The 26,128-nt window shown below is 59.4% G+C and carries 24 protein-coding genes and 2 pseudogenes; 13 read left to right on the plus strand and 13 right to left on the minus strand.

The window, feature by feature from the left end; translation table 11 throughout:
* Window positions 1–169: 169 nt before the first annotated feature.
* On the minus strand, window positions 170–325 hold the full coding sequence (locus tag ACRAUW_RS08115) for a hypothetical protein (RefSeq protein WP_005348505.1): 156 nt from the start codon (window positions 323–325) through the stop codon (window positions 170–172).
* 175 nt (window positions 326–500) lie between these two features.
* Here ACRAUW_RS08115 and ACRAUW_RS08120 point away from each other — a divergent pair, with 175 nt between their 5' ends.
* Complete coding sequence (locus ACRAUW_RS08120; RefSeq protein ID WP_005348507.1) at window positions 501–1,127, plus strand: lysoplasmalogenase; 627 nt, start codon at window positions 501–503, stop codon at window positions 1,125–1,127.
* Window positions 1,128–1,205: 78 nt separating this feature from the next.
* Here the strand turns inward: ACRAUW_RS08120 and ACRAUW_RS08125 are convergent, their stop codons facing one another.
* Window positions 1,206–2,759: a DHA2 family efflux MFS transporter permease subunit gene (locus tag ACRAUW_RS08125; protein WP_431361875.1), complete on the minus strand. Its 1,554-nt coding sequence runs from the start codon at window positions 2,757–2,759 to the stop codon at window positions 1,206–1,208.
* Window positions 2,759–3,811 carry an HlyD family secretion protein gene (locus ACRAUW_RS08130; RefSeq protein WP_431361876.1) on the minus strand — a complete coding sequence of 351 codons (1,053 nt, stop codon included), beginning with the start codon at window positions 3,809–3,811 and terminating at the stop codon, window positions 2,759–2,761. Before ACRAUW_RS08130 ends, ACRAUW_RS08125 begins: the two co-directional genes overlap by 1 nt.
* Window positions 3,812–3,907: 96 nt before the next feature.
* On the opposite strand from ACRAUW_RS08130, the gene ACRAUW_RS08135 reads away from it, so the two are divergent.
* Window positions 3,908–4,810, plus strand: coding sequence for a LysR substrate-binding domain-containing protein (locus tag ACRAUW_RS08135; RefSeq protein ID WP_431361877.1), 903 nt, complete (start codon window positions 3,908–3,910; stop codon window positions 4,808–4,810).
* Window positions 4,811–4,819: 9 nt separating this feature from the next.
* Window positions 4,820–5,134, plus strand: a complete 315-nt coding sequence (locus ACRAUW_RS08140; RefSeq protein ID WP_431361878.1) for a DUF2007 domain-containing protein — start codon at window positions 4,820–4,822, stop codon at window positions 5,132–5,134.
* Window positions 5,135–5,145: 11 nt separating this feature from the next.
* Here ACRAUW_RS08140 and ACRAUW_RS08145 read toward each other — a convergent pair whose 3' ends face one another.
* The gene (locus ACRAUW_RS08145) at window positions 5,146–6,429 is read right to left on the minus strand and encodes a dicarboxylate/amino acid:cation symporter (RefSeq protein ID WP_431361879.1); all 1,284 of its coding nucleotides are present in this window, start codon (window positions 6,427–6,429) and stop codon (window positions 5,146–5,148) included.
* 209 nt (window positions 6,430–6,638) lie between these two features.
* Here ACRAUW_RS08145 and ACRAUW_RS08150 point away from each other — a divergent pair, with 209 nt between their 5' ends.
* A complete protein-coding gene (locus ACRAUW_RS08150; RefSeq protein ID WP_005357633.1) occupies window positions 6,639–6,884 on the plus strand; it encodes a YecH family metal-binding protein in 246 nt (81 codons plus the stop codon).
* An 88-nt stretch (window positions 6,885–6,972) separates the two neighbouring features.
* A complete protein-coding gene (locus tag ACRAUW_RS08155) occupies window positions 6,973–7,572 on the plus strand; it encodes a YhgN family NAAT transporter (RefSeq protein WP_058056278.1) in 600 nt (199 codons plus the stop codon).
* A gap of 75 nt (window positions 7,573–7,647) precedes the next feature.
* On the opposite strand, the gene ACRAUW_RS08160 is transcribed toward ACRAUW_RS08155, so the two are convergent.
* Complete coding sequence (locus ACRAUW_RS08160) at window positions 7,648–8,616, minus strand: LysR family transcriptional regulator (RefSeq protein WP_431361880.1); 969 nt, start codon at window positions 8,614–8,616, stop codon at window positions 7,648–7,650.
* Between the two features lie 276 nt (window positions 8,617–8,892).
* Between ACRAUW_RS08160 and tatA the strand changes: the two genes are divergently transcribed.
* The 3 genes from tatA to ACRAUW_RS08175 all read left to right on the plus strand — a co-directional run bounded on the left by tatA (window position 8,893) and on the right by ACRAUW_RS08175 (window position 11,024).
* Window positions 8,893–9,054 carry a twin-arginine translocase TatA/TatE family subunit gene (tatA, locus tag ACRAUW_RS08165; protein ID WP_042057064.1) on the plus strand — a complete coding sequence of 54 codons (162 nt, stop codon included), beginning with the start codon at window positions 8,893–8,895 and terminating at the stop codon, window positions 9,052–9,054.
* A gap of 16 nt (window positions 9,055–9,070) precedes the next feature.
* Entirely contained in the window at window positions 9,071–9,373 is a 303-nt protein-coding gene (locus ACRAUW_RS08170) for a YfcZ/YiiS family protein (protein ID WP_431361881.1), read from the plus strand.
* 229 nt (window positions 9,374–9,602) lie between these two features.
* Entirely contained in the window at window positions 9,603–11,024 is a 1,422-nt protein-coding gene (locus tag ACRAUW_RS08175; RefSeq protein ID WP_431361882.1) for a transglycosylase SLT domain-containing protein, read from the plus strand.
* On the opposite strand, the gene ACRAUW_RS08180 is transcribed toward ACRAUW_RS08175, so the two are convergent.
* Entirely contained in the window at window positions 11,002–11,178 is a 177-nt protein-coding gene (locus ACRAUW_RS08180; RefSeq protein ID WP_431361883.1) for a hypothetical protein, read from the minus strand. The two genes, ACRAUW_RS08175 and ACRAUW_RS08180, sit on opposite strands and share 23 nt — an antisense overlap.
* 73 nt (window positions 11,179–11,251) lie before the next feature.
* On the opposite strand from ACRAUW_RS08180, the gene ACRAUW_RS08185 reads away from it, so the two are divergent.
* A complete protein-coding gene (locus tag ACRAUW_RS08185) occupies window positions 11,252–12,505 on the plus strand; it encodes a phospholipase D-like domain-containing protein (protein ID WP_431361884.1) in 1,254 nt (417 codons plus the stop codon).
* A 520-nt stretch (window positions 12,506–13,025) separates the two neighbouring features.
* On the opposite strand, the gene ACRAUW_RS08190 is transcribed toward ACRAUW_RS08185, so the two are convergent.
* The 6 genes and pseudogenes from ACRAUW_RS08190 to ACRAUW_RS08215 all read right to left on the minus strand — a co-directional run.
* A complete protein-coding gene (locus ACRAUW_RS08190; protein ID WP_431361885.1) occupies window positions 13,026–15,581 on the minus strand; it encodes a TRAP transporter permease in 2,556 nt (851 codons plus the stop codon).
* Window positions 15,582–15,684: 103 nt separating this feature from the next.
* Window positions 15,685–16,656 (minus strand): TAXI family TRAP transporter solute-binding subunit, encoded by a 972-nt coding sequence (locus ACRAUW_RS08195; protein WP_005339950.1) that lies wholly within the window; start codon window positions 16,654–16,656, stop codon window positions 15,685–15,687.
* 402 nt (window positions 16,657–17,058) lie between these two features.
* Window positions 17,059–19,213, minus strand: a pseudogene (locus ACRAUW_RS08200) (S9 family peptidase).
* A 234-nt stretch (window positions 19,214–19,447) separates the two neighbouring features.
* Window positions 19,448–19,879, minus strand: a complete 432-nt coding sequence (locus tag ACRAUW_RS08205) for a DUF411 domain-containing protein (RefSeq protein WP_431361886.1) — start codon at window positions 19,877–19,879, stop codon at window positions 19,448–19,450.
* Between the two features lie 46 nt (window positions 19,880–19,925).
* On the minus strand, window positions 19,926–20,249 hold the full coding sequence (locus ACRAUW_RS08210; protein ID WP_431361887.1) for a hypothetical protein: 324 nt from the start codon (window positions 20,247–20,249) through the stop codon (window positions 19,926–19,928).
* Between the two features lie 84 nt (window positions 20,250–20,333).
* Window positions 20,334–20,435: pseudogene (locus ACRAUW_RS08215) on the minus strand (oxidoreductase); the annotation flags it as partial.
* A 145-nt stretch (window positions 20,436–20,580) separates the two neighbouring features.
* Between ACRAUW_RS08215 and kefF the strand changes: the two are divergent.
* From kefF to ACRAUW_RS08235, 4 genes are all read left to right on the plus strand, one after another.
* A complete protein-coding gene (kefF, locus tag ACRAUW_RS08220) occupies window positions 20,581–21,177 on the plus strand; it encodes a glutathione-regulated potassium-efflux system oxidoreductase KefF (protein WP_431361888.1) in 597 nt (198 codons plus the stop codon).
* Between the two features lie 67 nt (window positions 21,178–21,244).
* On the plus strand, window positions 21,245–23,101 hold the full coding sequence (locus tag ACRAUW_RS08225; protein ID WP_431361889.1) for a monovalent cation:proton antiporter-2 (CPA2) family protein: 1,857 nt from the start codon (window positions 21,245–21,247) through the stop codon (window positions 23,099–23,101).
* A complete protein-coding gene (locus ACRAUW_RS08230) occupies window positions 23,098–23,484 on the plus strand; it encodes a SirB2 family protein (RefSeq protein WP_231720659.1) in 387 nt (128 codons plus the stop codon). Before ACRAUW_RS08225 ends, ACRAUW_RS08230 begins: the two co-directional genes overlap by 4 nt.
* A 286-nt stretch (window positions 23,485–23,770) precedes the next feature.
* Entirely contained in the window at window positions 23,771–24,757 is a 987-nt protein-coding gene (locus ACRAUW_RS08235; protein WP_431361890.1) for a helix-turn-helix transcriptional regulator, read from the plus strand.
* 853 nt (window positions 24,758–25,610) lie between these two features.
* Here the strand turns inward: ACRAUW_RS08235 and ACRAUW_RS08240 are convergent.
* The gene (locus ACRAUW_RS08240) at window positions 25,611–25,922 is read right to left on the minus strand and encodes a DUF1145 domain-containing protein (RefSeq protein ID WP_431361891.1); all 312 of its coding nucleotides are present in this window, start codon (window positions 25,920–25,922) and stop codon (window positions 25,611–25,613) included.
* Between the last annotated feature and the right edge of the window lie 206 nt (window positions 25,923–26,128).

Genomic DNA, 26,128 nt, shown 5'->3' on the forward strand with positions numbered 1-26,128 from the left:
GATGGCGCATCATGATATCCAATAACGGGAGGGCTTAGTTGGCTTGGCTCTGCTGTTGCTGCAACTGATCCAGTGCCTGTTGCTCCTGCTGGCTGAGACCCAGTTGTTCGCAGGCCTGCTCAAAGCTGATTCCCGGATGGCGCATCATGATATCCAATAACGGGAGGGCTTAGTTGGCTTGGCTCTGCTGTTGCTGCAACTGATCCAGCGCCTGTTGCTCCTGCTGGCTGAGACCCAGTTGTTCACAGGCCTGCTCAAAGCTGATCCCCAGATGGCACATCATGATATCGATGGCGGGCAGATAATTCTTCATAGCTTCTTCCATGGTGATCCTCCAGACCCGTCACTTATGCCCTGAACCACTCGGGGCGGCAATTAGACTTTAGGCTTAGTCTGTCCATTTGATCAGCACCCCTGCCACTGGGGGAGGGAATTTGTTACCCTACACCATGATAAAAACGGTTGCCGTATGACTGCGAGCAACAGGTGAGGAGCAGGGCATGTTATTGAGTTTCTTGATCATCGCTTCAGGTTGGTGGCATATCCGTGCTGCCTATGGTTCAGACAGCCGCCAGTTCTATATCAGCAAGCCACTGACCATGTTGCTTATCATCGCGTTGGCGTTCGGCTACCAGAGTTATGACCACGACGGTTCCCACGCCTGGATCCTGCTCGGCCTTTGTCTCTCGCTGGCGGGCGATGTGTTGCTGATGCTGCCAAGTGATCGCTTCATTCAGGGGTTGGCGGCATTTCTTGTCGCGCATCTCTGCTATATCGTCGGTTTTGCCCAGGGGCCGTTGTTGCTCAATCTGGTGGATGGTTTGCTGCTGTTGCTGATCGCCGGCATGGTCTTTGGCCTGCTGTGGGGCAAGCTGGGGGAGATGCGGATCCCGGTCTTCTGCTACATGCTGGTGATCATCGGCATGGCCTGGGTGGCCGCCGGTGCCTGGCACGCCTCTCTCACTGCCGGTTCGGCCGCCGCTTTGGTGGGGGCACTGATGTTCCTCTTCTCCGACAGCATGCTGGCGCTCGATCGCTTCCGCCGCCCCTTTCCCCACGCTCGAGCCTGGGTGATGAGCAGCTACTTTGCGGCGCAATTCCTGATTGCGGGGTCGCTGGCGGGATAACACCATGCGGTTGAGTGCAGGTAACAGATAACGAAAAACGGGCCTTGGCCCGTTTTTCGTTTTATGCCCGGCGGTTTTTCACGCCTCTAGCGGTTCGGCATCCGCTGCCCGCGGGGCGGGGGATTTGAGCAACAGCATCAGGCCGCTAGCGATCAGCAAGAAGATCCCCATGATGTAGAACACCTGGTTGTAGGCCATGATGGCCGCTTCCCGGTTGATGGTATTGGCCAGCATGGCCCGTGCTTGCTGCTGGGCAATCTCGGGGCCTGAGCCCTGCGCCATCATGCTCTGGGCCAGCTGCAGCAGATAGTTTTGCCCCTCGATACTGCTGGCGGCCAGAGTGCTGCCAATTTGCAGCACATGGGTGCGGGTATCGTTGTCGAGCAGGGTCGCTATGATGGCGATACCGAACGCACCACCGAGGTTGCGCAGCACGTTGAGCAGGGTCGAGGAGGAGGGGATCTCGTCGTGGCTCAGGCTGGCGGTGGCGACCAGGGAGAGCGGCACCATGATGAAGGGCTGCCCCAGCGCCCGCACGATAAGCGACTGGATCAGCTGCGGCCCGGCGTAGTCGGCACTCATGTTGACGTTCATAAAGCAGCTGACGGCGAAGATCAGGAAGCCGAAGCTCACCAGATAGCGCGGGTCTATCTTGTGGGTCAGCTTGGGCACCAGTGGCAGCACCAGCAGTTGCGGCAGCCCCATCCACATCAGTACCTCGCCGATCTCCAGCGCGTTGTAGTTGTGGATCTGGGTCATGTAGAGCGGCAGCACATAGATAGAGCCCATCAAGGCCATCCCGAGGATCAGGTAGGCAAAACAGGCGAGGGCAAAGCGCGGGTTGTACAGCAGCCGCAGATTGACCAGCGGGTGACGGCGGATCAGCTGGCTGATGACGAAAAAGACCAGCGAGACGACCGAGATGATGGTCAGGCGCACGATGAAGGTCGAGCCGAACCAGTCCTCCCTGTTGCCCTCTTCCAGCACCACCTCCAGCAAGCCGAGGCCAAGCGCCATGGTGACGATGCCGATAAGGTCGACCCGCTTGATCACGGCCCAGTCCACCGGTTTTTTATCCAGCCCGTGGGCCAGCATGGCCATCACCAGCAGTCCTGGCGGCACGTTGAGATAGAAGATGTAGTGCCACGACATCTGCTCGGTGAGCCAGCCGCCGAGGGTCGGGCCTATAGCGGGAGCGAAGGTGGCGCAGAGGCCAAACAGCGCCATGCCAGTGGCCCGTTTCTGCAGCGGCAACAGGGTGACGATGAGGGAGAAGGCCATCGGGATCAGCGCCCCGCCGGTGAAGCCCTGCAGCGCCCGGAAGACGATCATGCTGGTGAGGTTCCAGCTGAACGAGCAGAGCACGGAGGCGGCGATAAAGGCGCCGGTGGTCCAGAGCAGGTAGCGGCGCACACTCAGCCCCTGGCTCAACCAGCCACTCAGGGGGATGGCGATCATCTCCGCCACCAGATAGGAGGTGGATATCCAGGAGCTCTCGCTCAGGGTGGCCGACAGGGCTCCCTGAATATCCTTCAGGGAGGCATTGGTGATCTGGATATCGAGGATGGCCATAAAGGCGCCGATAAGGCCCCCCATGACCGCGATCCAGTTGCGACGTGGAATGGGTTCCATCAGTTGGCAGCAACCACGGGATCAGGAGTGCGGGTATCCACGATCACTTCGGTAGAGAGACCCGGCAGCAGCTTGCCTGCCAGCAGGCCCGGCTCGGGGATGCGGATCTTGACCGGCACCCGCTGCACGATTTTGGTGAAGTTGCCGGTGGCATTCTCCGGCGGCAGCAGGGCGAATTTGGCGCCGGTGGCCGGAGCCAGGCTGTCGATGATCCCCTCGACTGGTTGATCCGGGTAGGCATCGAGTACCACTTCGACCTTCTGGCCCGGCTGCATATGGGCGAGCTGGGTCTCCTTGAAGTTGGCCTCGACCCACACCTGTTGCAGCGGCACCAAGCTGGCGACCTGCATGCCGGACTGGACGTAGATCCCTTCCCGCAGGCTGCGCTTGCCGATGATGCCATCGGCCGGTGCCCGCAGTTCGGTGTAGCCGAGCTCCAGCTTGGCCTGCTCCAGTTGTGCTTCGCTTAATGCCAGCTTGGCCAGATTCTGTTTGCGCTCGGCATCCAGTACCAGCAGTCGCTCACGGGCCGCCTGCAGGGCGGCTTTGGCCTCCCGGGCTTGCGCCTGATTGACCAGCAGGCCGGCACGCACCTCGTCCAGACTGTCTTGCGAGCTGTAGTGGCGCTGGTTGAGCTGACTGATCCGGTTGACCTGCTGGCTGGCGCGCAGCTGCTCGGCGTTGGCGGAGGCGACCTTGGCCTCGGCCTGCTGGATCAGGCTCAGTTGTTGGGTGCGCGTGGCGGCCAGATTTTCGGCCGTCGCCTGATTGAGGTGCAGGTCTGCTTCGGCCTGTGCGACCCTGGTTTTGTATTCGCGATCATCGAGACGGGCGATCAGCTGGCCAGCTTTGACCGGCTGGTTGTCGGTGACCAGCACTTCGCGGATATAGCCGGGCAGCTTGGAGCTGATCCCGGTCACTTCACTTTGCAGATAGGCGTTGTCGGTGCTTTCAAAATAGCGGCCGTGAAGATACCAGTAACCGGCGAACAGCAGACCGAGCAGAGCCAATATCATGGCTGCCAGCAGGGGAATTTTTTTGTGTTGACTCATTTTTGTGATTCCTGAACTTAAGGGGTGCAGGCTAACACTGGTCAACTGTTTCGATTAGTATTGGTTCACGAGATATACAGTTTCACTGGTGCAACAATGGATCTCAATGCCGCATTAATTCTGGTGCGTATCGTCGATAAGGGTTCGTTTACGGGGGCCGCCCGTGAGCTGGGGATGACCAAGGCGATGGTCAGTCGCCGCATCGCAGAGCTGGAGCTGCGGCTCGGAGTGCGTCTGCTCTATCGCTCCACCCGTCAGCTCACGCTGACCGAGGAGGGGGAGAAGTACTACCTGCACTGCAGCAAGGCGGTGGAGGCATTGACCGAAGCCGAGCTGATGCTGAGCGTTAGCCAGCAGGAGGTGACTGGCACCCTCAAACTGGCGGTGCCTATCGAGACTGGGCAACTGGTGGTCGGGCGCTTGGTCGCCAAGTTTTTGCAGGCCTATCCCGCCCTGCAGGTGGAGCTGGAGCTGACCAACCGGGTGGTAGATCCCATCAGCGAAGGGCTGGATGCGGTGGTGCGGATTGGCGACATGAGCGACTCCAATCTGGCTGCACGGCGACTCTGGAGCACCGGACGGCTGCTCTGTGCCAGCCCGGACTATCTGGCCCGTAGTCCGGTCATCGCTCGGCCGGAGAATCTGGCCAACCACGAGCGGGTGACGGTGAGCAGCGGGTTTCTCGCCTCTCGCTGGTGCTTCGAACGGGATGGAGAGGAGGTGCTGGTTGACCCCCCATCCCGTTTTCGGGTCAATAATATTACCTGTGCCCGGGAGGCGGCGAAGGCGGGGCTGGGGTTGGCCTCGTTACCCGCTATGCTCTGTCAGGATGAGCTGGCCAGCGGCGAGCTGGTGATCCTGCTGCCAGAGTGGCAGCAACCCAGGGTACCGATTTATTTGCTTTTTCCAGAGCGGCAATTGATGCCGCGCAAGTTGCGGGCATTCATCGATTTCATGATTGAGAACGGCGCCGAGTTTGGCATCGGCAAGTTGTTGTAAGGGGGAGCTATGGATAACTGGATCAATCTCTATCGCGCCTCACACACCCTGGAGGCGCACGCGTTGAAAGGGGCGCTGGAGGCGGAAGGGGTGCTGGTGCACCTCAATGGCGAGGGGCTGTCAGGCGCCCTTGGCGAACTGCCGGTCGACCTGTTGCAGGTGACCCTGATGGTGCGGGCCGAGGATCGCAGCAAGGCAGGACGGGTCATCGAGCGTTACCAGCAGCGTCAGGGTAACGGCTGGCTGTGCGGCCAGTGCGGGGAAGAGAACGGCGCCAACTTCGACGTCTGCTGGCGCTGTCATCACGATCCTCACGACAGCTGATCTCTCTTCCGCTAGCGCGGCGGGAACTCGATATCTTCCCCTGCGCTGGCATCGTGATAGGTCGCCAGATCCAGCTCGTTTTCGCTGCGGGCGATCAGCACTGACACCAGAATATCCCCCGATACATTGACCGTGGTGCGCGCCATGTCGAGGATCCGGTCAATGCCTGCAATCAGTGCCACCCCTTCCAGCGGCAAGCCCACCGCAGTCAGGGTCAGGGTCAGCAGCATCAGCCCGGTGCCCGGGGTGCCTGCGGTGCCGATACTGGCCAGGGTGGCGATGCTGATGATGGTCAGGTAATCGACCATGTGCAGATCCACCCCGAATGCCTGAGCCACGAACAGCGCAGTCACTCCCTGATAGAGGGCGGTGCCATCCATGTTGATGGTGGCGCCGATGGGCAGCACCTTGGCGGTGATGGCGGGAGAGACGCCCAGTCGCTTCTCGGCGCAGGCCAGACTGATGGGCAGGGTGGAGTTGCTGGAACTGCTGGTAAACGCAACCGCCTGTGCATCAACGATGCTCTTGAAGTAGTGCAGCGGATTGAGCCGTGCCAGCAGGAGCAGCAGGGTGCTGTAGACCCCGAGCACGTGCAGCAGACAGCCGAGGTAGACGGCGCCGATCACCTTGAGCAGCGGCAGCAGCAGGTCGAGACCGTACTTGCCGGTCATCCAGGCCATCAGGGCGCAGACACCGTAAGGGGCGAGCGCCATCACCATCTGGGTCAGTTTGAACATCCCCTCGGCCAGCGAGGTGAAGAAGAGAATGGCGGGACGGCCACGGCGACCGCTGGCGTTGAGGGCGACCGCCAGCGCCACCGCAAAGACGATCACTTGCAGGATCTTGCCATCCACCATCGCCTGTACCGGGTTGCTCGGCACCAGATGGCTCAGCACGCTGGCCAGGGTGGGTGGTTCCGACATGCCGATCCGCTCATAGGGGCCCATGTCGGCGCCCATACCGGGTTCCAGCAGCCAGCCCATCATCAGGCCGATGCAGATAGCGATGGCGGTGGAGCAGAGGTAGAGGCAGCTTGCCTTGATACCGATACGATCGAGTGCCTGGCCCTTGAGCAGCGAGGTGAGGCCGGCGATGACCGAGCAGAAAATGAGGGGCACCATCAGCATCTGGATGGTGTTGACGAACAGGACGCCAAGGGGCTTGAGCAGCAGGGCTTGCTGTTCAAAACCGACGCCCAGACCCACCCCGGTCAGCATGCCGATCAGGGTCTTGAGCCAGAGTGGTCGCCGGGTCCAGATCTGCCAGGGCTTGAGAGCCTCTCCATGGAACAGCATGACGCCAATATCCTTATACATTGTCTGCGATGGCCAAAAAGGGGCGCCAGTGTAGCGATCCCTGATGCGGGTTGCCACATTATCGACAAAGCGGTAGCGGTGACCACTCCCCTGCCCAGTTAATGCACACTTTATTGGCCTATATCAAGATCCCTCCGGGCGGGGAGATATTTAATTGGCATTAAATATGTTCATTATTGAGGTGAGAGATGTCGCAATCGGTTCATGGTCACGAAGTGATGGAGATGATGCTGGCGCAAGGGGGGCAATTTACCCGTGCCAGCCTGAAACAGGCGATGGCCGAGCGGTTCGGTGCCGAAGCCCGTTTTCATACCTGCAGCGCCAGCGAGATGGATGCGGAAGCGCTGATCGACTTTCTGGCTGCTCGCGGCAAATTCATCGACTCGGCCGAGGGCTTCCAGACCCGCGCCGACAAGATCTGCAACCACGGTTAATCCCGCTGCGAGCGCATCATGGCGCTCGCTCAATTCTTCGCCCTTTGCTATATTTCGCCCCCTCTCTTTTCCCTATTCAGGGCGTTGTATGGATACTTTTTCTGCCGCAGTCATGCTGTTTCTGATCATGGACCCGCTGGGCAACCTGCCGGTCTTCCTCTCTATCCTGCGTCATATCGATCCCAAGCGACGTCGCAAGGTGATGGTGCGCGAGCTGCTCTTCTCGCTGGCCATCATGATGCTGTTCCTGTTCGTCGGTCAGCAGATCCTCGGCTTCCTCAACCTGCGGCAGGAGGCGGTCAGCATTGCGGGGGGTATCATCCTGTTCCTGATCGCCATCAAGATGATCTTCCCGAGTGAAGGAGGTGTGACCGGGCTGGCGGCGGGCGAGGAGCCCTTCCTGGTACCGATGGCGATCCCGATGATTGCCGGCCCGTCGATCCTCGCATCGTTGATGCTGCTTGCCAATCAGGAACCTGCCCGGATGGTGGACTGGTCGCTGGCACTCTTTCTGGCCTGGGCTGCCAGCGCGGTGATCCTGATGTTCTACGAGGTATTCAACAAGCTGCTGGGTGAGCGGGGACTCACTGCGGTGGAACGGCTGATGGGCATGCTGCTGGTGATGATCTCGGTGCAGATGCTGCTTGATGGCGTACATCACTATCTGGCGGTGACCGGTCAGGGCTGACCGGTTTGCATGCCGAAATAAATGAAACGGGGCTACGCAGAGCCCCGTTCTTTTTGCTGCCGAGAGGACGTGTCATCACCCGTGAGTGGTCGCTGCGGGTTCCAGTTTGCTCATGATGAGGGAGAGCAGCAATTCCCGCAGCCAGCGGTGGCCCGGATCCTCGCTGTGACGCTGATGCCAGATGAGCAGGTGGGAGATGCTGTCCAGTCCGATGGGCAGCGGCAGCTGCAACAGCGGATAGACCTGGGTAGCGTGGCGGGCGTAGAGCCTGGAGAGGGTCACTATCATGTCGGAGTGCATCCCCATCCGCAGCGCCGCCTCGAAGGAGGGCACGGTTGCCTCGATACGCCGGTAGAGATCCTGCTCCGCCAGCTTGTGATCCAGCATCCAGCGGTCTCGCCCCTCGCAATATGTCTGCACATGGGGATAGCTGAGGTAGTGCTCCAGCTTCCAGTTGGGCTCTCGCAGCGCGGGGTGGTGCTGCTGCACCAGACAGGTGAGATCATCGACCGCCAGCACTCGCTGACAGATGCTGTCGGGCAGGGTATCGAGCCGATAATCGGAGCTGATGCAGTTCTCCCGCACCGCGAAGGCGATGTCCACCTGTCCCTGACTCATCTCGGTCAGACTGTTTTCGGTCCACTCCTCGTAACGCAAGCGGATCCTTGGTGCCTGCCGCTTTAGCTCGCTCAGGTAGAGCGGGGCAAACAGGGTGAAGGCGCTGTCCATGCTGGCGATGACGAACTCTCGCTCCGAGCTGGCGGGGTCGAACTCGGGCGGCTGGATCAGGTTATCCAGCGACAGCAGGATGGGCTGTAACTGTTGTTGCAGCGCAAGGGCGCGGCCGGTGGGTTCCAGCCCGTAGGCAGAGCGGATAAAGAGGGGATCGCTGAAGGTATCGCGCAGACGGCCGAGGGCTTTACTGACCGCGGACTGGCTCAGATGAAGGCGGCGTGCCGCCTTGCTGCCGTTGCGCTCCTCCAGCAGCACCTGCAGGATAATCAGCAAATTGAGGTCGATGCGACCCAGTTGTTCCAGCAGCATGATATGAATCCTCTTCAATTCTAAGATGAATTTATACCATTTGTTTTCATATCTTGGCGATCTTATCCTCAAATGGTCTCAGGTTCGCATGAACCACTGGTACAGGATGTAGCGGTTGAGGGGACATGTAGCACAATCAATATGGCGACCTTTGGGTCGCCCTATTTTTTGGCTATGATTTATTTGCTCACTTGCACCTGCCTTGATTTTGCCCAACAATCCCTGCGCTCTATTTTGATACAAGTAACAGATATCTCTTTGTGAGGGAGTATCCCTATGGGGCTCGGTGGAATTCATATCTGGCATATGTTGATCCTCTTGCTGGTGGTCGTGCTGGTCTTCGGCAGCAAGCGTCTTGCCGGTGCAGGTGAGGATCTGGGGACAGCCATCAAAGATTTTCGCAAGGCGATGCGTGACGATGCAAATCATCCGAAATAAGCAGTAGGAGTAGAAAATGTCTGTAGACGAGAAAGTTGAACTGAATGAAACCTGTGACAGCTGCGGCTGTTTTGCCGAGATCGGCACCATCATCGGCGAAGGCGACGATGTGATGGATCTGGTGATTGAAGCCGCGGCCGAGGCTGATGCCCGCGCCAAGCTGGCTGCCTATGAAGCACTGGCCAAGCAGGTCACTGCCGAAGCTCAAGTGAGCAGCGAACTGACTCAGGGCGCCAATGGCGTGATCCTGAAAGCCCGCCTGCAATTCAGCTGTACCGCCGAAAAACTGATTTTCGAAATGCGGGCCCGCTCTATCTGAGTGGTTTGATAACGCGGCAGGTTTGCCTGCCGTGTTGACCCTTCTGCTGTGGGTCGGCGTTCTATAGTTACTCTATCCCACAGACGTTTTTGCCCGGCGCGAGTCGGCCAACGGAAGGCGTAAACATCATGACCCAGCGATGGATCTCTGCCCCCAATCCCACCCTCTATCGTGATCCGTGCTGCCAACAGGTAGCAGACGTGACCTCAGCACAGGGGCAGCCATCGTGATGCGACGCTGGATTTGGGCTCTGCTGGCCCTCTGCTGTTTTCCCCTGCTCGCGGCTGAACTCAAGCCACAGCGTCTGCCCCAACCCGGGGATCTCGAAAGCATTCTGCAAAAGCGCGAACTCAGGGCTCTGGTGGTCTATGAGCGCGGCTTCTATTTTCTCGATCGCGGCGCCCAGTACGGCATTCTGGTCAATCAGCTGCAAGGGTTCGAACGCTGGCTGAACAAGACCTATCTCGCCAAAGAGAAGGTCAAACTCAAGGTGGTCTACATCCCGGTGCGTCAGGACAAGCTGCTGGACTATCTGACCGAGGGGCGCGGCGATCTGGTGGCGGCAACCATGACGGTGACCCCGACCCGGCGTGAACAGGTGGCCTTCTCTCGGCCGCTCATCTCTTCCATAGAGGAGTGGGTGGTGAGCCAGCAGAGCCTGCCCGCCTTCAGCCGTATTACCCAGCTCTCCGGCAGGCGGGTCTGGGTGCGCGCCAGCTCCAGCTACTACGAGAGTCTGCGCCAGCTCAACTGGCTGTTTCGCGAGCTGGGGCTGCCCCCCGTCTATATCGAAACGGTGCCCGAATACCTGCAGGATGGCGATCTGCTGGAGATGGTGGCCGCTGGCATTATTCCCCTGACGGTGACCGACAGCTACAAGGGGCGGATCTGGCTGGGTGGCATGATCTCCGGCCTCAAGGCTCACAAGCTGATCCCCCTGCGCAGCAACGGCACCAGCGCCTGGGCGCTACGCAAGAACAGTCCAGAGCTGCTCAAGGCGGTCAATGGCTATCTGGCGAGCGTCAGCCGCAACAGCCTCTACAGCGACATGACCCTGCGCCGGTTGCTGGTTCACAGCGATCAGATGAGCAATATCCTGGCACCGGACCCCATGGGTCGCCTCGCGACCATTCGCAAGGTGCTGGAGAAGTACGCCAATCAATACGATCTCGACTGGCTGATGCTGGCGGCACTCGGCTACAAGGAGTCCGGCCTCAATCCCAAGGTGCGTTCGCACAAGGGGGCCGTGGGCCTCATGCAACTGCTGCCCAGTACGGGGCGGGAGGTCGGCATCAACGGCGCCAGGCTGACCACCCTTGAAGGCAATGTGGAGGCCGCCTGCCGCTACATGCGGTTGATCCTCGATACCTACTTCAATGATCCCAAGCTGGATCGGCTCAACCGCCACCTGTTTGCCCTCGCCGCCTACAACGCCGGGCCGAACCGGGTGCAGGCGCTGCGAGGCAAGGCGGAGAAATTGGGGCTTGATCCCAATGTCTGGTTCGGCAACGTGGATCAGTTAGTGGCCAACGAAGTCGGACAGGGGCCGATCAACTATGTCGGTACCATCTACAAGTACTACGTAGCCTATCGTTTCAGCCTGCCCCAGATCGAGGGCAAGGCTGCCGCTATCGAAGCGGCTCAGCCCTGAGCCGGTTGAGCGGCAGGGTCGCCTGCACGGTTGGCAATTGCCAGCCACCGTCCCTGTGTTGCAAAAACCAGTGGGCGGGGCCGGTGGCCGGGATGAGATCTGGCTGGCTGAGCTGGCCCAGATAGCGCAACATCGGGGTATCATGCAGTTCCATCAGCAACTCCTTTTGAATATGTGAAGAGGCTCGCCAGCGTTATGACACCCGGCCATGACAGCAGGATGACACCATGATCCCCGGATCCTTTGCTCTGATCGATGATCCCCGGTTGGCGCTCAAGGTGCGCTGCCACTGGATCCGCCATGCCCGTGAGCGGATCCAGGCGCAGTACTACAGTTGGGAAGAGGACAGCAGCGGCAAGCTGCTGCTGAGCGAGCTGCTCCACGCTGCCCGGCGTGGCGTCAAGGTGCAGCTGCTGGTGGATGATCTCTATGCCGGTGACAACCGCTTTCTGGAGATGGTGGCTCACTACCCGGGGATCGAGGTGCGGCTGTTCAACCCCTTCTGGCTGCGGGGCTGGCGCCCGCTGGCACTGTTGCTGGAGGGGCTGCTCAGCTTTCGCCGCATCAACCACCGGATGCACAACAAACTGCTGCTGGTGGATGGCAAGTTGGCGCTGATCGGCGGGCGCAACATCGGCGATCGCTACTTCGGTATGGATCCGCAAGCCCCCTTCGTGGATCTCGATCTCGCCTGTCAGGGGGGGCTGTGCCAGCAGATGGCGCAGGGGTTCGAGCAGTTCTGGCACAGCCGCTGGAGTCACCCCATCCGCCATCTGCTGCGCCGCGAGCTGCTGCCCGCCGAAATAGAGGTGGTCAACGACTTCCTGTTCACCATGACGGATCCGGCGGTAGCGACGGTCTACGATCTGCCCGCAGCGCTGTTTGACGAGAGCGATGTACCGCTGCTGTGGCATGAAGGGCGGGCCGAGGTGTGGTTCGACCGTCCCGGCAAGGGGCTAATCTCCCGTCCCACCACCGCCCGTCAGCTCTGGCGCCAGCTGGCTGACAATCCCGGCTCACTGGGGTTGGTGACCCCTTACCTCATTCTGACCCGCGGGTTCCGGCACCGCCTGGCACGGCTGCGCCAGCAGGGGGTCGCCATCGACATTCTCACCAACTCGCTGGCCAGCACCGATGTGCCACTGGTCTATGGTGCCTATCAGCGTTATCTCGGCTGGTTGTTGCGGCGCGGGATCCGGGTCGCCGAGTTTGACCATGGCCACGGCAGCCTGCACGCCAAGCTGATCCTGCTGGGAGAGGAGCGGGCGCTTTTTGGCAGCCTCAACCTCGATCCCCGCTCGCTGTTTCTCAATACCGAGCTGATGCTGCATCTGCACTGTCCGCCGATCTGCGAGGCGCTGCGAATGTGGCTGGCTCGCTGGCAGGAGCAGGCCGGTGGATTGCCGCGCAAACCCGAAGGATGGTCAAGGCGGCTGATAGCCCGCCTGAGCGACTGGTTGCCACTGCGGCGTTGGCTGTGAGGCGGCCATTTTTTGTGCGAGATCTCGCAAAGCCTTGTAAGCCATTGCTGATGCCCTTTGCGGGTGAATAACCATGCATGAATTTATCTTGCTGTTTTATAACCATTTAGTGGTGATGATAAGGCTGTTTTTTGTACTCTAATGTGAATGGAATGAGCATAAAGACGTTTTTTATTTTGTTTTTATGCGTAATATTTCAGTTGCAAGGACAAACACGGCGGCTTGTCTGCCGTGTGGACGAAGGTTGTAACGGGTAGCTGGTCGATTGCATTGCTGCAATTGGCGCGCACTTAAGATGGGTCGCGAACTATCGGAAAGTGAAACAGAGACCTGGCGTGGCCGGACTCCAATATGGAACATGCTATTTGCGAGGGGGTGACATGGACATGTCACCCCACTTTTTTGGCCGCTCGCCACCGTTTACCTTTTCCATGACTGTTGCTCATCGCAAGAGCCGCAGAGGGCAAGGCAATAAAAAGAGGGCCGCAATAGCGGCCCTCGGTCTCATCTGCCTGGTGGATTAACCGGCCTTGACGCTGCGGCGACGCTGCAGCCAGACGATCACCCCGAACAGCAGGAAGCCCGGGATCCACATCCACTCCTTGGTCCAGCGCTCGGTCGGCGCCTTGACGGTGAGGATCTCCTGATCGAACTCCAGCCCCATGGTGGCGGCCGGGCTGCCAAAGGCGACGTTATCGATCAGCGTCTTGCCATCCTGCTCATAGAGGCTGAGCCCCAGATTGGCCAGCCGCTCTTCGCCATTTGCCCCATCCGGTACGGCGACCAGCAGGGTGAACTTGCGTGGCTTGCCCACCGCATCTTCACCGAGGATCCGCAGCCGCAGGGTACTCTCCTCCTCCACTTCACCCATGGTTTGGGCCAGCTGGGCAGGCGGGGTCTCGCGATAGGGGTCGTGCACCATGTCCATCCAGAAACCCGGGCGGAACAGGGTAAAGGCGACCAGCAACAGCAGCACGCTCTCGTACCAGCGGCTCTTCACCAGGAACCAGCCCTGAGTGGCGGCGGCGAAGATCAGCATGGCGATGGTCGCCACGATGAAGATCAGCACGCCGTGGGCGAAGTCCACGTCGATCAGCAGCAGATCGGTGTTGAAGATAAACAGGAACGGCAGCGCCGCGGTACGCAGGCTGTAGTAGAAGGCGGTGATCCCGGTCTTGATGGGATCGCCCTTGGAGACAGCCGCTGCCGCGAAGGAGGCCAGCCCCACCGGCGGCGTCACATCCGCCATGATGCCGAAGTAGAAGACGAACAGGTGCACCGCGATCAGCGGCACGATCAGCCCGTTTTGCTGCCCCAGCGTTACCACCACTGGCGCCAGCAGGCTGGAGACGACGATGTAGTTGGCAGTGGTGGGCAGCCCCATGCCGAGGATCAGGCTCAGCAGGGCGGTGAGCAGCAGCATCAGCAGCAGGTTACCCATGGAGAGGAACTCCACCAGATCAGCCAGCACCAGACCGACCCCGGTCTGGGAGACCGCACCCACGATAATCCCCGCGGTGGCGGTGGCAATGCCGATACCGATCATGTTGCGGGCACCGGCGACCAGCCCTTCCCGCAGATCCACCACGCCGTCAGCGACGGTGCCGTAGTCGTGCTTGCCGTCCTTGCGCAGCCAGTTGAGCAGCGGGCGCTGGGTCAGCAGGATGATCACCAGCATCACGGTACCCCAGAAGGCCGACAGCCCCGGCGAGAGGCGCTCCACCATCAGGCACCATACCAGTACTACCACCGGCAGCAGGAAGTGCAGGCCGGAGAGCAGCACGGCGCGGGTGTCGGGCAACTCGGTGAGCGGCTTGTCGGGATCTTCGGCGGGCAGCGGTTCATTGCTGGCGGCGATCTTCAACAGGGCCACATAGGTGGCAGCCAGCAGTACCGAGATCCCCGGCAGAGCGTAGTCACCCAGTGCAGGTTTGAGCCAGCCGAGGCCATAGTAGACCGCCAGTGACAGGCCGCTGATGAGGGCCGCACCAAAGGCAAAGCCGGTCAGGCGACGCAGCCAGGGTTTGGGTTGATGGTTGCCGATGGGCTGCATGCCCAGTTTCAGCGCCTCCAGATGGACGATGTAGAGCAGCGCTATGTAGGAGATGGTGGCAGGCAGGAAGGCGTGCTTGATGATCTCCACATAGGGGATGCCCACGTATTCGACCATCAGGAAAGCCGCAGCCCCCATCACCGGCGGCATGATCTGGCCGTTGACCGAGGAGGCCACTTCCACCGCCCCCGCTTTCTCTGAACTGAAGCCCACCTTCTTCATCATCGGGATGGTGAAGGTGCCGGTGGTCACCACGTTGGCAATCGACGAGCCGGAAATCAGGCCGGTCAGGCCGGAGGCGACCACTGCCGCCTTGGCCGGGCCGCCGCGCAGGTGACCGAGCAGGCTGAAGGCGAGCTGGATAAAGTAGTGACCGGCACCGGCACGCTCCAGCAAGGCGCCAAACAGCACGAACAGGAACACGAAGCTGGTGGAGACGCCAAGGGCGATGCCGAACACCCCTTCGGTGGTGATCCACTGGTGGTTGGCCAGTGCGGTAAAGCTTACTCCGCGGTGTGCCAGCAGTCCCGGCATCCAGGGGCCCGCCAGACTGTAGATCAGAAAGACGATGGCGATGACCGCCAGTGCCGGCCCCAGGGCGCGGCGTGCTGCTTCCAGCAGCAGCGGGATGCCGATACAGGCGGTCACCAGATCAGTGGTCGTCAGGGTACCCGGCCGCAGGGCCAGCGCCTCGTACATGACGAACAGGTAGGAGGCAGCACCCGCCGCAATCAGGCCAAGGGCGATATCGCCAAAGGGCACCCGATCCCGGGGCGAGGAGCGAAATGCCGGAAATACCAGGAAGGCCAACAACAGGGCAAAGGTGAGGTGAATGGAGCGGGTTTCGGTGTCATTGAGTACGCCAAACCCCACCATGAAGGGGAGTGGCGAGGCGATCCAGAGCTGGAACAGGGACCAGGCCAGCGCCAACGCGGTGATGAGCCAGCCCATGATGCCCAGCGGCAGGCGAGCGCCCACATCCTGGGCGATCAGTTCCTCGGTAGAGAGTTGTTTATCTTGCATAGGGTTAACTTGTGCCAACGATTACAACAAGAGCGACACCCGCCCCCGCAATCAGGCGGCAGACGGGTGTCGAAGAGAGTGACAAAGGCCCCGTGGCCTTCAATCAGAGCCAGCCGCGCTCTTTGTAGTAGCGGGCAGCCCCTTCATGCAGCGGTGCAGAGAGACCCACCTTGATCATGTCGGCCTCTTTCAGGTCGGCAAAGGCAGGGTGCAGGCGCTTGAAGCGATCCAGGTTGTCGAACACCGACTTGACCAGCTGATAGACCACTTCCGGATCGGTTTTGGCGCTGGTGGAGAGCACCGCTTTGCCACCGATGGAGGGGGTCGGCTTGTCGCTGCCCTTGTAGATGCCGCCCGGGATCTCGGCTTTGCTGTAGTAGCTCTTCTCGGCCAGCAGCTTGTCGATGTCGGCGCCGGTCACAGGGACCAGTACTGCATCTGTGGTGGTGGAGGCTTCCTGAATGGCGCCGTTCGGGTGACCAACGAAGTAGCTCATGGCGTCGATATTGTTGTCACCGAGAGCGGAGGCCTGTTCGGCCGGTTTCAGCTCGGAGACCAGACCGAAGTCACCCTTCTTCCAGCCTTTGACCGCCATGATCTCTTCCATGGTGTCACGCTGGCCGGAGCCCGGGTTGCCGATGTTGACGCGCTTGCCTTTCAGGTCGTCAAAGCTGGCGATCTTGGCATCGCGGCGAGCCAGGATGGTGAACACCTCGCTCTGCAGGGAGAAGACGGCGCGCATATCGTCCATGGCCCCTTCGGCCTGGAACGGCGGCAGCCCCTTCATCGCCTTGAACTGGTGGTCGGATTGCATGATGCCGAAGTTGAATTCACCGCTGCGGATGCCGTTGACGTTGGCAACACCGCCGCCACTGGCCGGGGCGTTGCACTTGATCTGGTGATCGGCGGCGCCGCGATTGAGGAAGCGGCAGATGGACTGGCCAGCGACATAGTAGACGCCGGTCTGACCGCCGGTGCCTATGGTCACGAAGCGCTCCTGCGCTTGTACCGGACCACCGAATGAGACACCGACCAGAGCCGCCGACAGGGCGCATGCTAAAGTTAATCCTTTCATTTTTTCTCCCTTTTCTTTGATTTTGTTTATCCGATCCCCGGATAAATTGATGGCAATCCCGTTCTGCGCCGGGCTTGCCGATAGGGCCTCGTACGAGGAAAGGTCGGGCTGTTACCCCCTCCCAAAAAAAGTCACCCTCATCCTGCGGTGAGATCACCGGCGTCCTGCCAGCAGAAGATAATTTGGCCCCGGAGGGGCCAAATAAAAAGCGATAACGACTTCGATTAAGCACACCACACCAACACAAATCAAACAAAACGGCAAAATGGCAGCGTTAAATATCGAAAAGTTTGATGTCGATCATTAATTTCTTGAGCGTGGATTAATTGTCGGTCAGGGTGGGAGAATTATGGAGGGAGTCTTATGCGGCCCTTGAGTGACAAGGGCCGGAGTCATGAGAGATCAGTTGGCCGGGGTGGCCAGATCCAGGATAAAGGCGTATTCCAGCGCGATATCCTCGTAGGCTTTGAAGCGGCCCGACTTGCCGCCGTGGCCGGCGTCCAGGTCGGTGTTCAGTAACAACTTGTTATCATCCGTCTTCAGCTCGCGCAGCTTGGCGACCCACTTGGCGGGCTCCCAATACTGCACTTGCGAGTCGTGCAGTCCGGTGGTGACCAGCAGGTTGGGATAGGCTTGCGCCTTCACCTGATCGTAGGGGCTGTAGCTCTTCATGTAGTCGTAATAGCGCTTCTGGTTCGGGTTGCCCCACTCGTCATACTCCCCGGTGGTGAGGGGAATCGACTCGTCCAGCATGGTGGTGACCACATCGACGAAGGGCACCTGCGCCACCACGCCGCGATAGAGTTCGGGCGCCTGATTGATGACGGCCCCCATCAGCAGGCCGCCGGCGCTGCCGCCCATGGCGTAGACCTGATCCCTGGCACCGTAGCCTTGCTCAACCAGCGCCTTGGTGACATCGATAAAGTCATTGAAGGTGTTCTGCTTTTTCAGCAACTTGCCATCTTCGTACCAGTGACGGCCCAGCTCTTCGCCACCCCGGATATGGGCGATGGCATAGACGAAGCCTCTGTCCAGCAGGCTCAGGCGCGAGCTGCTGAAGTCGGGATCCATGCTGGCGCCGTAGGATCCGTAGCCATAGACCAGCAACGGATTCTTGGGCGCATCGGCGAGACCTTTCTTGAACTTGTCCTTGCGATAGACCAGCGACACCGGCACCGATACGCCGTCGCGGGCGGTCACCCAGAGCCGCTCGCTGGCGTACTGGTCGGCCTTGAAGCCTGCCACCGGCTGCTGCTTGAGCAGGGTGCGCTTGCCGCTCGCCATATCCAACTCATAGGTGGAGGCGGGGGTGGTCATGGAGGAGTAGCCATAGCGCAGGGCGCTGGTATCCGGCTCCGGGTTGTAGGCGAGCCAGGTGACATAAGCGGGATCGTCGAAGGCGATCTCCTTTTCGTCACCGCTCTGCCAGTTGATCTGGCGCAGTCGGGTCAGCCCCTTGTTGCGCTCTTCCAATACCAGCCAATCCTTGAACAGGGCGTAGCTCTCCAGCAGTACCTCCGGATTGGGGGCAATCACCGCCTTCCAGCGATCGACCGGGCTCTCTTTGGTCTCGTAGAGGCCGAAGTTTTTGCCATCCTTGTTGGATCGGACATAGAAGCGGCCGCGGTAGTGATCCAGGCTGTATTCGTGCTCCACCTGACGGGACAGGAACAGGCGGGGGGCGTGCTCCGGCCGGTTGGCATTGATCAGCCGCGCTTCGCCGGTGGTGGTGCTGGAGAGGGCGATGACGATGAAATCTTCCGAGGTGGTGGCGTAGAGGCTGATGTAGAAGGAGTCATCCTTCTCCTCGTAAATCAGCTTGTCCGTGGCCGGATCTGTACCGAGCGTGTGGCGGTAGACCTGATAGGGAAGCAGGGTTTGCGGGTGCTTGCGCACATAGAAGACGGTCTTGTTGTCGTTGGCCCATACCAGATTGCCAGAGGTATTTTCCAGTTTGTCGGTGGCCCACTGGCCGCTCTCCAGATCGAGGAACTGGATCTGGTACTGACGGCGGGAGAGGAAATCTTCCGCCACCGCCAGCCAGCGGTTGTTGCGGCTCACCTCAAGGGTGCCGAGAGCATAGAACTCGTGCCCCTCGGCCCGCAGGTTGCTGTCGAGCAGCAGGTTTGCCTGCTCCTCTCCCAGCCTGGTGCGGGAGTAGATGGCGTACTCCTTGCCCGGTTCATAACGGGTCTGGTAGCGGTAGCCATTCTTCACATAGGGAACCGACTCATCCTGCTGGGGGATGCGGGCCACCATCTCCTTGTAGAGTTGCTCGCGCAGGGGTTGGGTCGGCTTGAGCATGGCTTCGGTGTAGGCGTTCTCGGCCTCGAGGTATTGCAATACTTCCGGCGCCTGACGCTGGTCATCGCGCAGCCAGTAGTAGTTGTCGATGCGGGTATCCTCGTGTTTTTTCAGGGTGCGGGGATGTTTGGCGGCCACGGGCGGCTGGATTGGATGTACGCTTGTCAGCATGGCGGGCTCTTCATTGGCATAAGTGGGGGGGGAGAACTGTCAGAAAGGCTAGCAGCAGAACTCCTCGGGAAAAGGTAAACATGTCGCATCCTTGGCGCTGGAAAGGGTTGGTAAACCTGAGCATCGGCTCCATGAATTGGTGTTAAATCTGCCCCTTGTTGCCGGTGGTTGCAAGCAATCCCTTGTTATTGCAGGAAATGTAATCAAAAAAAGCCGCTATCTCGCGATAGCGGCCCTCTTTCTGGCCATGAGCGGCAAGAGTCCGCTCAGGTGTGCCTCACATGATATGGGAGTGCCCTCTCATGGCCAGTTTTCGTCAGCCGGGGTAGCTCGACCAGCGGTTGGTCGCGCCCTCGTTGCTGATACTCAGTACCTCATAGGGCTGGCCCGGAATATCCATGCCCGGCGCACTCTGGGGCATGCCCGGAATGGTCAGGCCACGGATCGCCGGTTTTTCCCTGAGCAGCTTCTGCACATCGGCGGCCGGTACATGCCCCTCGATCACATAGCCATTTACGATACCGGTATGGCAGGAAGCCAGTTCCGGCGCGATACCGTATTGCTGCTTCACAGCGCCGAGCTGTTCGGTTTCGATGACGTCCAGCTCGAAGCCATTCTGCTCCATGTGCTCGTTCCAGCTTTGGCAGCAGCCACAATATTTGGATTTGTAGACGGTCATCTTCTCGGCCGCGAGGGCCGAAAAGCTGACGGTACCGGCCAGCATGGCCAGTAACAGGGGTTTGTACATCACTCACCTCAGATTTAAAGAAAAGATGCCCGATACGGGATGCGTTTCAGATCCGGGTGCGTGGGGGACGTTCGAGCTGTTCGCACGGGGCGTCTGGCATAAAGAGAGAGGGGGAGGCGAAGTCGGGACTATCCGGTTCCAGTACGGCGACCGTCAGGCTGTCGCTGCCTACCAGTGTCATCGAGAGGGCGGTGGTAAAGCTGCCGCAGGGCATCGCTTTTTCCAAGGTACGCTCACTCTGGCTGCAGTGGGTGGTCAGGGTACAGAGGTCGGTTGCGGCCCGGCTGCCAAACGACATCAACACCAGCACCAGACTCCACAAGGGGAGCCAGCGACGGGCGTGAGCGAGTTGGCAACGGGTGAAAATCATGGAATGACTCGAAAATAACAAGGGGCATATGGTAACCCTGTGCCCCGGGGGAGGGTCAAGTCCTCTGAGTGGTGCTGGATGGGTTCATGATTGCTGACGGGTGGCGGCCAGCACGATCTCGCGCACGCAGACGTTGGCAGGCTGGTTCCAGGCGTAGAGCACTGCATCGGCGATCACTTCCGGCGCTGCGGGAGCTGATCCCCGAGTTGGCAGGCCACGGTGCTTCCTGATAAGGTCGCTCTTCTGTGCACCTTTACGATGCAGCTCCTTGGGCGCCCCTTTTCTGTTTACCGCGTCTTGCACCGCAAGGCTTTGTTCGGGTGATGTGGTCATGAAACGTATTCTGGTTATTTTTTCCCATCCCGCGCTGCAGAGCTCGCGGGCCAACAAGCAGCTGTTACAGGCGATTGAGGGGCTGGAGGGTGTCACGCTTCACGACCTCTATCAGCACTATCCCGATATGTTTATCGATGTGAAGCGGGAGCAAACGCTGCTCTGTGAGCACGACATCATCGTCTTTCAGCACCCGTTTTACTGGTACTCCTGCCCCGCCATCATGAAAGAGTGGATGGATCTGGTGCTGGAGTATGGCTACGCCTACGGCCCCGAAGCCCACGCCCTCAAGGGCAAGCAGTGGCTGAGCGCCATCACCACCGGCGGGGCGCCGGACTCCTACTGCTGCGAGGGGTACAACAGCCGGCCACTGCTCGACTTTCTGCTGCCCTTTCAACAGGCGGCCAGATTGTGCGGCATGAACTGGCTGCCCCCCTTCGTGCTGCACTCCTTTCACAAGATCAAGGATCCTGCCGCCCTGCGCCGATGTGGGCAGGATTATCGCCAGCTGCTTTGCGCCCTGCGTGACGATCTGCTGACCCCGGAGCAACTGGCCGGGCGCCCTTATCTACGCGACTTGCTGGAGGTGCTCTGATGAAACAGGGGCTGCTTGTTGGCCGAGCTTATGAGCCGGACCAGATGTTCACGCGGAGGGCTGACTGATGGGCCACGGGATCCTGTTCGATGCATTTATCTATCTTTCGGCTGCTGTTATCGCTGTGCCGCTCGCCAAGCGTTGGGGGCTTGGCTCGGTGCTCGGTTACCTGCTGGCAGGGATCATCATAGGCCCCTTCCTGTTGGGGCTGGTGGGCGAGCAGAAGGATGTGATGCACTTCGCCGAGTTTGGCGTGGTGCTGATGCTGTTTCTGGTCGGGCTGGAGTTGCGTCCGGCCCTCTTGTGGCAGCTGAAGGGGCCGATCCTCGGCACCGGCGGCCTGCAGGTGCTGCTCACCACGGCGGCACTGACCGGCGTAGCGCACCTGATCGGTCTGCCGCTGCAACAGGGGCTGGCCATCGGCCTCATTCTGGCGCTCTCCTCTACCGCCATCGTTCTGCAGAGCCTGCAGGAGCGCAAGCTGATGCAGAGCGAGAGCGGTCGCTCCGCCTTTGCAGTGCTGCTGTTTCAGGATATTGCGGTCATTCCGATCCTAGCGCTGTTGCCGCTGCTGGCCATGGCCCCGGTCGCCAGTAATGGCGGCTCCGAACTGGCGGGTTGGCAGCACGGCCTGCTGGTAGTCGCGGCTATCTCCGGTATCGTGCTGGGTGGCCACTACCTAATGCGGCCAGTGTTCCGTGCCATCGCCCAGTCCCACATGCGGGAGATCTTTGTTGCCGCAGCTCTGTTGCTGGTGATCGCTATCGCGGTGCTGATGGAATCGGTGGGGCTTTCGCCCGCACTTGGCTCCTTCCTCGCCGGTGTGGTGCTGGCCGACAGCGAATATCGTCATGAGCTGGAGGCGGACATAGAGCCGTTCAAGGGGCTGCTGCTCGGCCTGTTTTTTATGTCGGTGGGGGCGGGGATCGACTTCGGGCTGTTTGCCGAGCACCCCTTCCTGATACCAACACTGGTGGTTGGCCTGATGGTGCTCAAATGGCTGGTGTTGATGGCGCTTGGCTTCATTATCCGCATCTCGCCGAGCCAGCGCTGGACCTTCGCGCTGGCGCTCGCACAGGGCGGTGAGTTTGCCTTCGTGCTCTTCTCGTTTGCCGCCCAGAACCGGGTGCTGCCCGGTGAGACCATCTCGCTGCTGACGCTGGTGGTAGCACTCTCCATGGCGCTCACCCCGCTGCTGCTGATCCTCAATGATCGGGTGATCCAGCCCTGGTTCGATTACCGTAACCAGAGCGACGCACCGCAGCATGAGCAACCTGAGCTGGTGGAGCATCCGGTGATCATCGCGGGCTTCGGCCGCTTCGGTCAGATTGTGGGGCGTCTACTGCACGGTCACGGCATCGGCACCACCATCCTCGAGCAGGATGCCAGCCAGATAGAGACCCTGCGCAAGTATGGCTATCAGGTCTTCTATGGTGATGCCAGCCGGATCGATCTGCTCCATGCCGCAGGGGCGAACAAGGCGAAGCTGCTGGTGCTCTCCATCAACGATCCGGCTACCTCGCTGGCGGTGATCGAGATGGTGCAGAAGCACTTCCCGCACCTGAAGATCCTGGCGCGAGCGCTGGATCGACCCCATGCCCACGAGATCCTGCGCCACGGGGTCGAGAGCGTGCACCGGGAAACCCTGGGCTCGGCGGTCGATCTGGGGGTGGAAGCCCTGACCCAGCTCGGTTTTCGGGCCAACCAGGCCTGGCGGGCGGGGCAGACCTTCAAGCAGCACGATAACTGGCTGTTGCGCGAGCAGGTCAACTATCTGGACGACGAACACACTTATATCAACAAGAGCCTGCAATACCGGGAGATCCTCTCCGATCTGTTGCAAGACGACGAGGAGGGGCAGGAGCGTATCCATGCCCACAACTGGAATAGCGGGCTACCCGACGACGACAAGGAAGCAAAATGATTGCCTATTACCCCATGTTCAAACACCTGCATATGACGCTGGCGCTGGTCAGTCTGCTGCTCTTTATCTATCGCTGGAGTCTGGCGCTGGCCGGCAGCGATCGGTTGCAGCAGAAGTGGCTGAAGATCCTGCCGCATATCAACGACACTTTCCTGCTGCTGTTTGGTGTGTTGCTGGCGGTGGCCTTGCAGTTGAGCCCCGGCCAACAACCCTGGCTGATGGCCAAGCTGATTGCACTGGTGCTCTATATCGGTCTGGGTGTCATGGCGCTCAAGCGCCCGGCCCGCGGTCAGAAGCTGGTGGCCGGTGTGGCGGCACTGGCGGTGTTTGGCTACATGATCGGTGCGGCCATCACCAAGTCAGCCTGGTCGTGGCTGATGTGAGCAAAGGGGGAGAGTTATGCTCTCCTCTGAAATCATATTCTGTGATGAATTGATTAATCGGCATTTTATGCTGGAAATAAATCGCAAAATAGAACTTTCATTTGAGGTTTTTTGGCTAATTTTAGCCTCTGCTGGCTCCTTTTTTGAATGTATTGTCTTTATAAATCAATCATTTAGTGTGTTTTGTATGAAAATGGCGACAGTTGTCGCAGCAAAACTTGCGACATAGACTGTCGCAAGTCACGACTAGCATACAGTCAACGCTAAACCAGTGAAGGCAAGCACCATGAGCAAGAAGCTGTTACGACAACTGACCTTGGCGCGTTGCATCCCGCACCGCCCTTACAAGCTGACCGCCAGCCAACTCCAGGTAAAACTGGAAGAGGAAGGCATCCACGTCAGTCTGCGTACCGTGCAACGGGACCTGGAGGAGATGTCCGGCATGGGATTGTTCGACCTCACCTCGGACGAGCGCAGCAAACCCCATGGCTGGTGCTTCGAGCGCCACGGCCTCAACGACTTTGCCAATATCATGCCGCTCTCGCTGGCGGTGGCCCTGAAAACCTGGAGTGATCAGGCGAGCCAACTGTTGCCGGCGAGTGTACTGACCGAATTGAACCCGCTGGTCGACAAGGCGAGCCAGGTGATCCGCGACAGCCAGAGTGAACTGGCCGAACGTTGGCTGGAGAGTGTCCACCAGTCACCGCGTCCGTTTGCCGGCAACCCGGAGATCCGCCGCAGCACTCTGATCCGCGATGCGCTCTGGCGTGGCCGCAAGTTCAGTGCCGAGATCCAGCGCGTAATCAAAGAGCGCACTGTGTGGCTCTGCTACGACCGTATCAACCCGCTCGGTATTCTCAATCAGCCGGACGGTCCGATCCTGCTCTGCACCCTGTCCGAGCTGGATCCCAAGGTCTACGGCATCCCGTTTGACCATATCAAGAACGTGGAGCTGACCAACTTCAGCGCCACCCAGCCGAAGGATTTCAATATCCAGAAGCTGATCCGCGATCAGGGCTATCAGGATGTGAGCGGCCCGATCCGCTTCGTCGGCCGGATCGATGCCAACAGCCAGTCGCTGGTGGATAACCAGATCCCCGGCAACAATCCGCGCATGACCCGCTATGACAAGCGCAGCGTGGTGGTGGAGACAGAAGTGCAGGACACTCCGGAGTTTCGCAGCTGGTTGAACAACATCGGCGGTGAACTCGAGGTGCTGGCACCGGAATCGCTGCGCAAGGCCTATCTTGATCCGGGCAACAGCTTGAGTTGATTAAAAATGGCATTATTGAAGAGTCGAGCCTGGTCTCGGCTCTTTTTTTGCGTTTTATTAAGCATAGTTATTCAACTTATTTTTAAGTCTTAACGACAGGATTGAACCGTGTTTATGCCCCGCTTTGGGGGGCGAAACCCGTGTAAGAGATCTGCCATAGCGACTGTAAGAGGCTGGCGCTTTGAGCCGTACGCGAAGCCATGCCAAAATGATAGAGCTTTTCCGGTAAATTAAATAACCTATTGATATAAAACGAATAGTTTTTAAGTTTCTTTTTGTTGGTGGGAGTGGCATCGGATTTTTATCATCGGATGGCCCTTGTTCGGGGGGCACATTTCCTTAGTATGGGTTTCACAAGGACGGAGCTGGTTCGGCAGGATGCAGGGCAGCGCATAAAGATGGAATAGTCCGCAGGATGTGGACAAGAGACACCTCGGGATGAGCTCGATAATCAGGATGATTATCGTCACGGATGAATTAAAGGAACACCGCGGGATGCGGCAGGACACTCTCGGGATGAGAGCAGAACGAACGGAACCTCGTTCTTCAGGATGAACAGGACCTTGCCGGATGCGAGAGGAATACTTCAGGATGAAGTGAGATAACCCGGATGGTTATCCGTCAGGAAGACGCAAGGAACCCCACAGGATGTGGGAATGGACACCTCCAGGATGGAGACAGGGAAGCAGTTCAGGATGAATTGCCAGGCTGGGAATGCCGCAGGACACGCCAACGGATTGGAAAGGGGATATTCCAAAGGATTAGGATAAAGTCAGGGATTGCAGGGAGCATTGCAGTTCTACGGACAGAACGACACGACTCTAGGGGACGGCTACCGCCGTCCCCTTTTCTTTTATGATTTTTCCGAGAGATTGCCGTGCTGGGCGGCGTTGACGATCTCTTGCAGGCGTTGCCGAATGTCAACCATGCCAAACACGCCAAATATCAGCACGGTGACAAACTCGACTTTTGTGACTGCGAAGTAGCGTTTGCAAGCCGCCTTGATCATGCTGGCCTGCAGCCAGTGTAGTAGCGCGACGATCACGCCGCAGACCGGCAGAAAGCCGTTGAGTTTGCCGGGTAGCGGAGCAATCAGGCTCACCAGTACGCCAAACCAGAAGAACAGCACCAGCCCCATCGCCAGCAGATTAAAGACTCGCTTCATTGTTTACCTCCCTTAGATAGAGTTGGTAGCAGACCTGATTTGATCGACCTGCTTGTCCTTGAGCCATTGTCCAAATTGACGGGGAGGGGCCACTGCGCCCATCCCTCCCTTTAAACAGCCGTGTCATTCTTGGTGTCCCGCAGATAGAGCTGGTAGCAGACCTGATTTGATCGACCTGCTTGTCCTTGAGCCATTGTCCAAATTGA

The organism is Aeromonas sp. (assembly GCF_050633025.1).
Classification (GTDB): Bacteria; Pseudomonadota; Gammaproteobacteria; order Enterobacterales; family Aeromonadaceae; genus Aeromonas.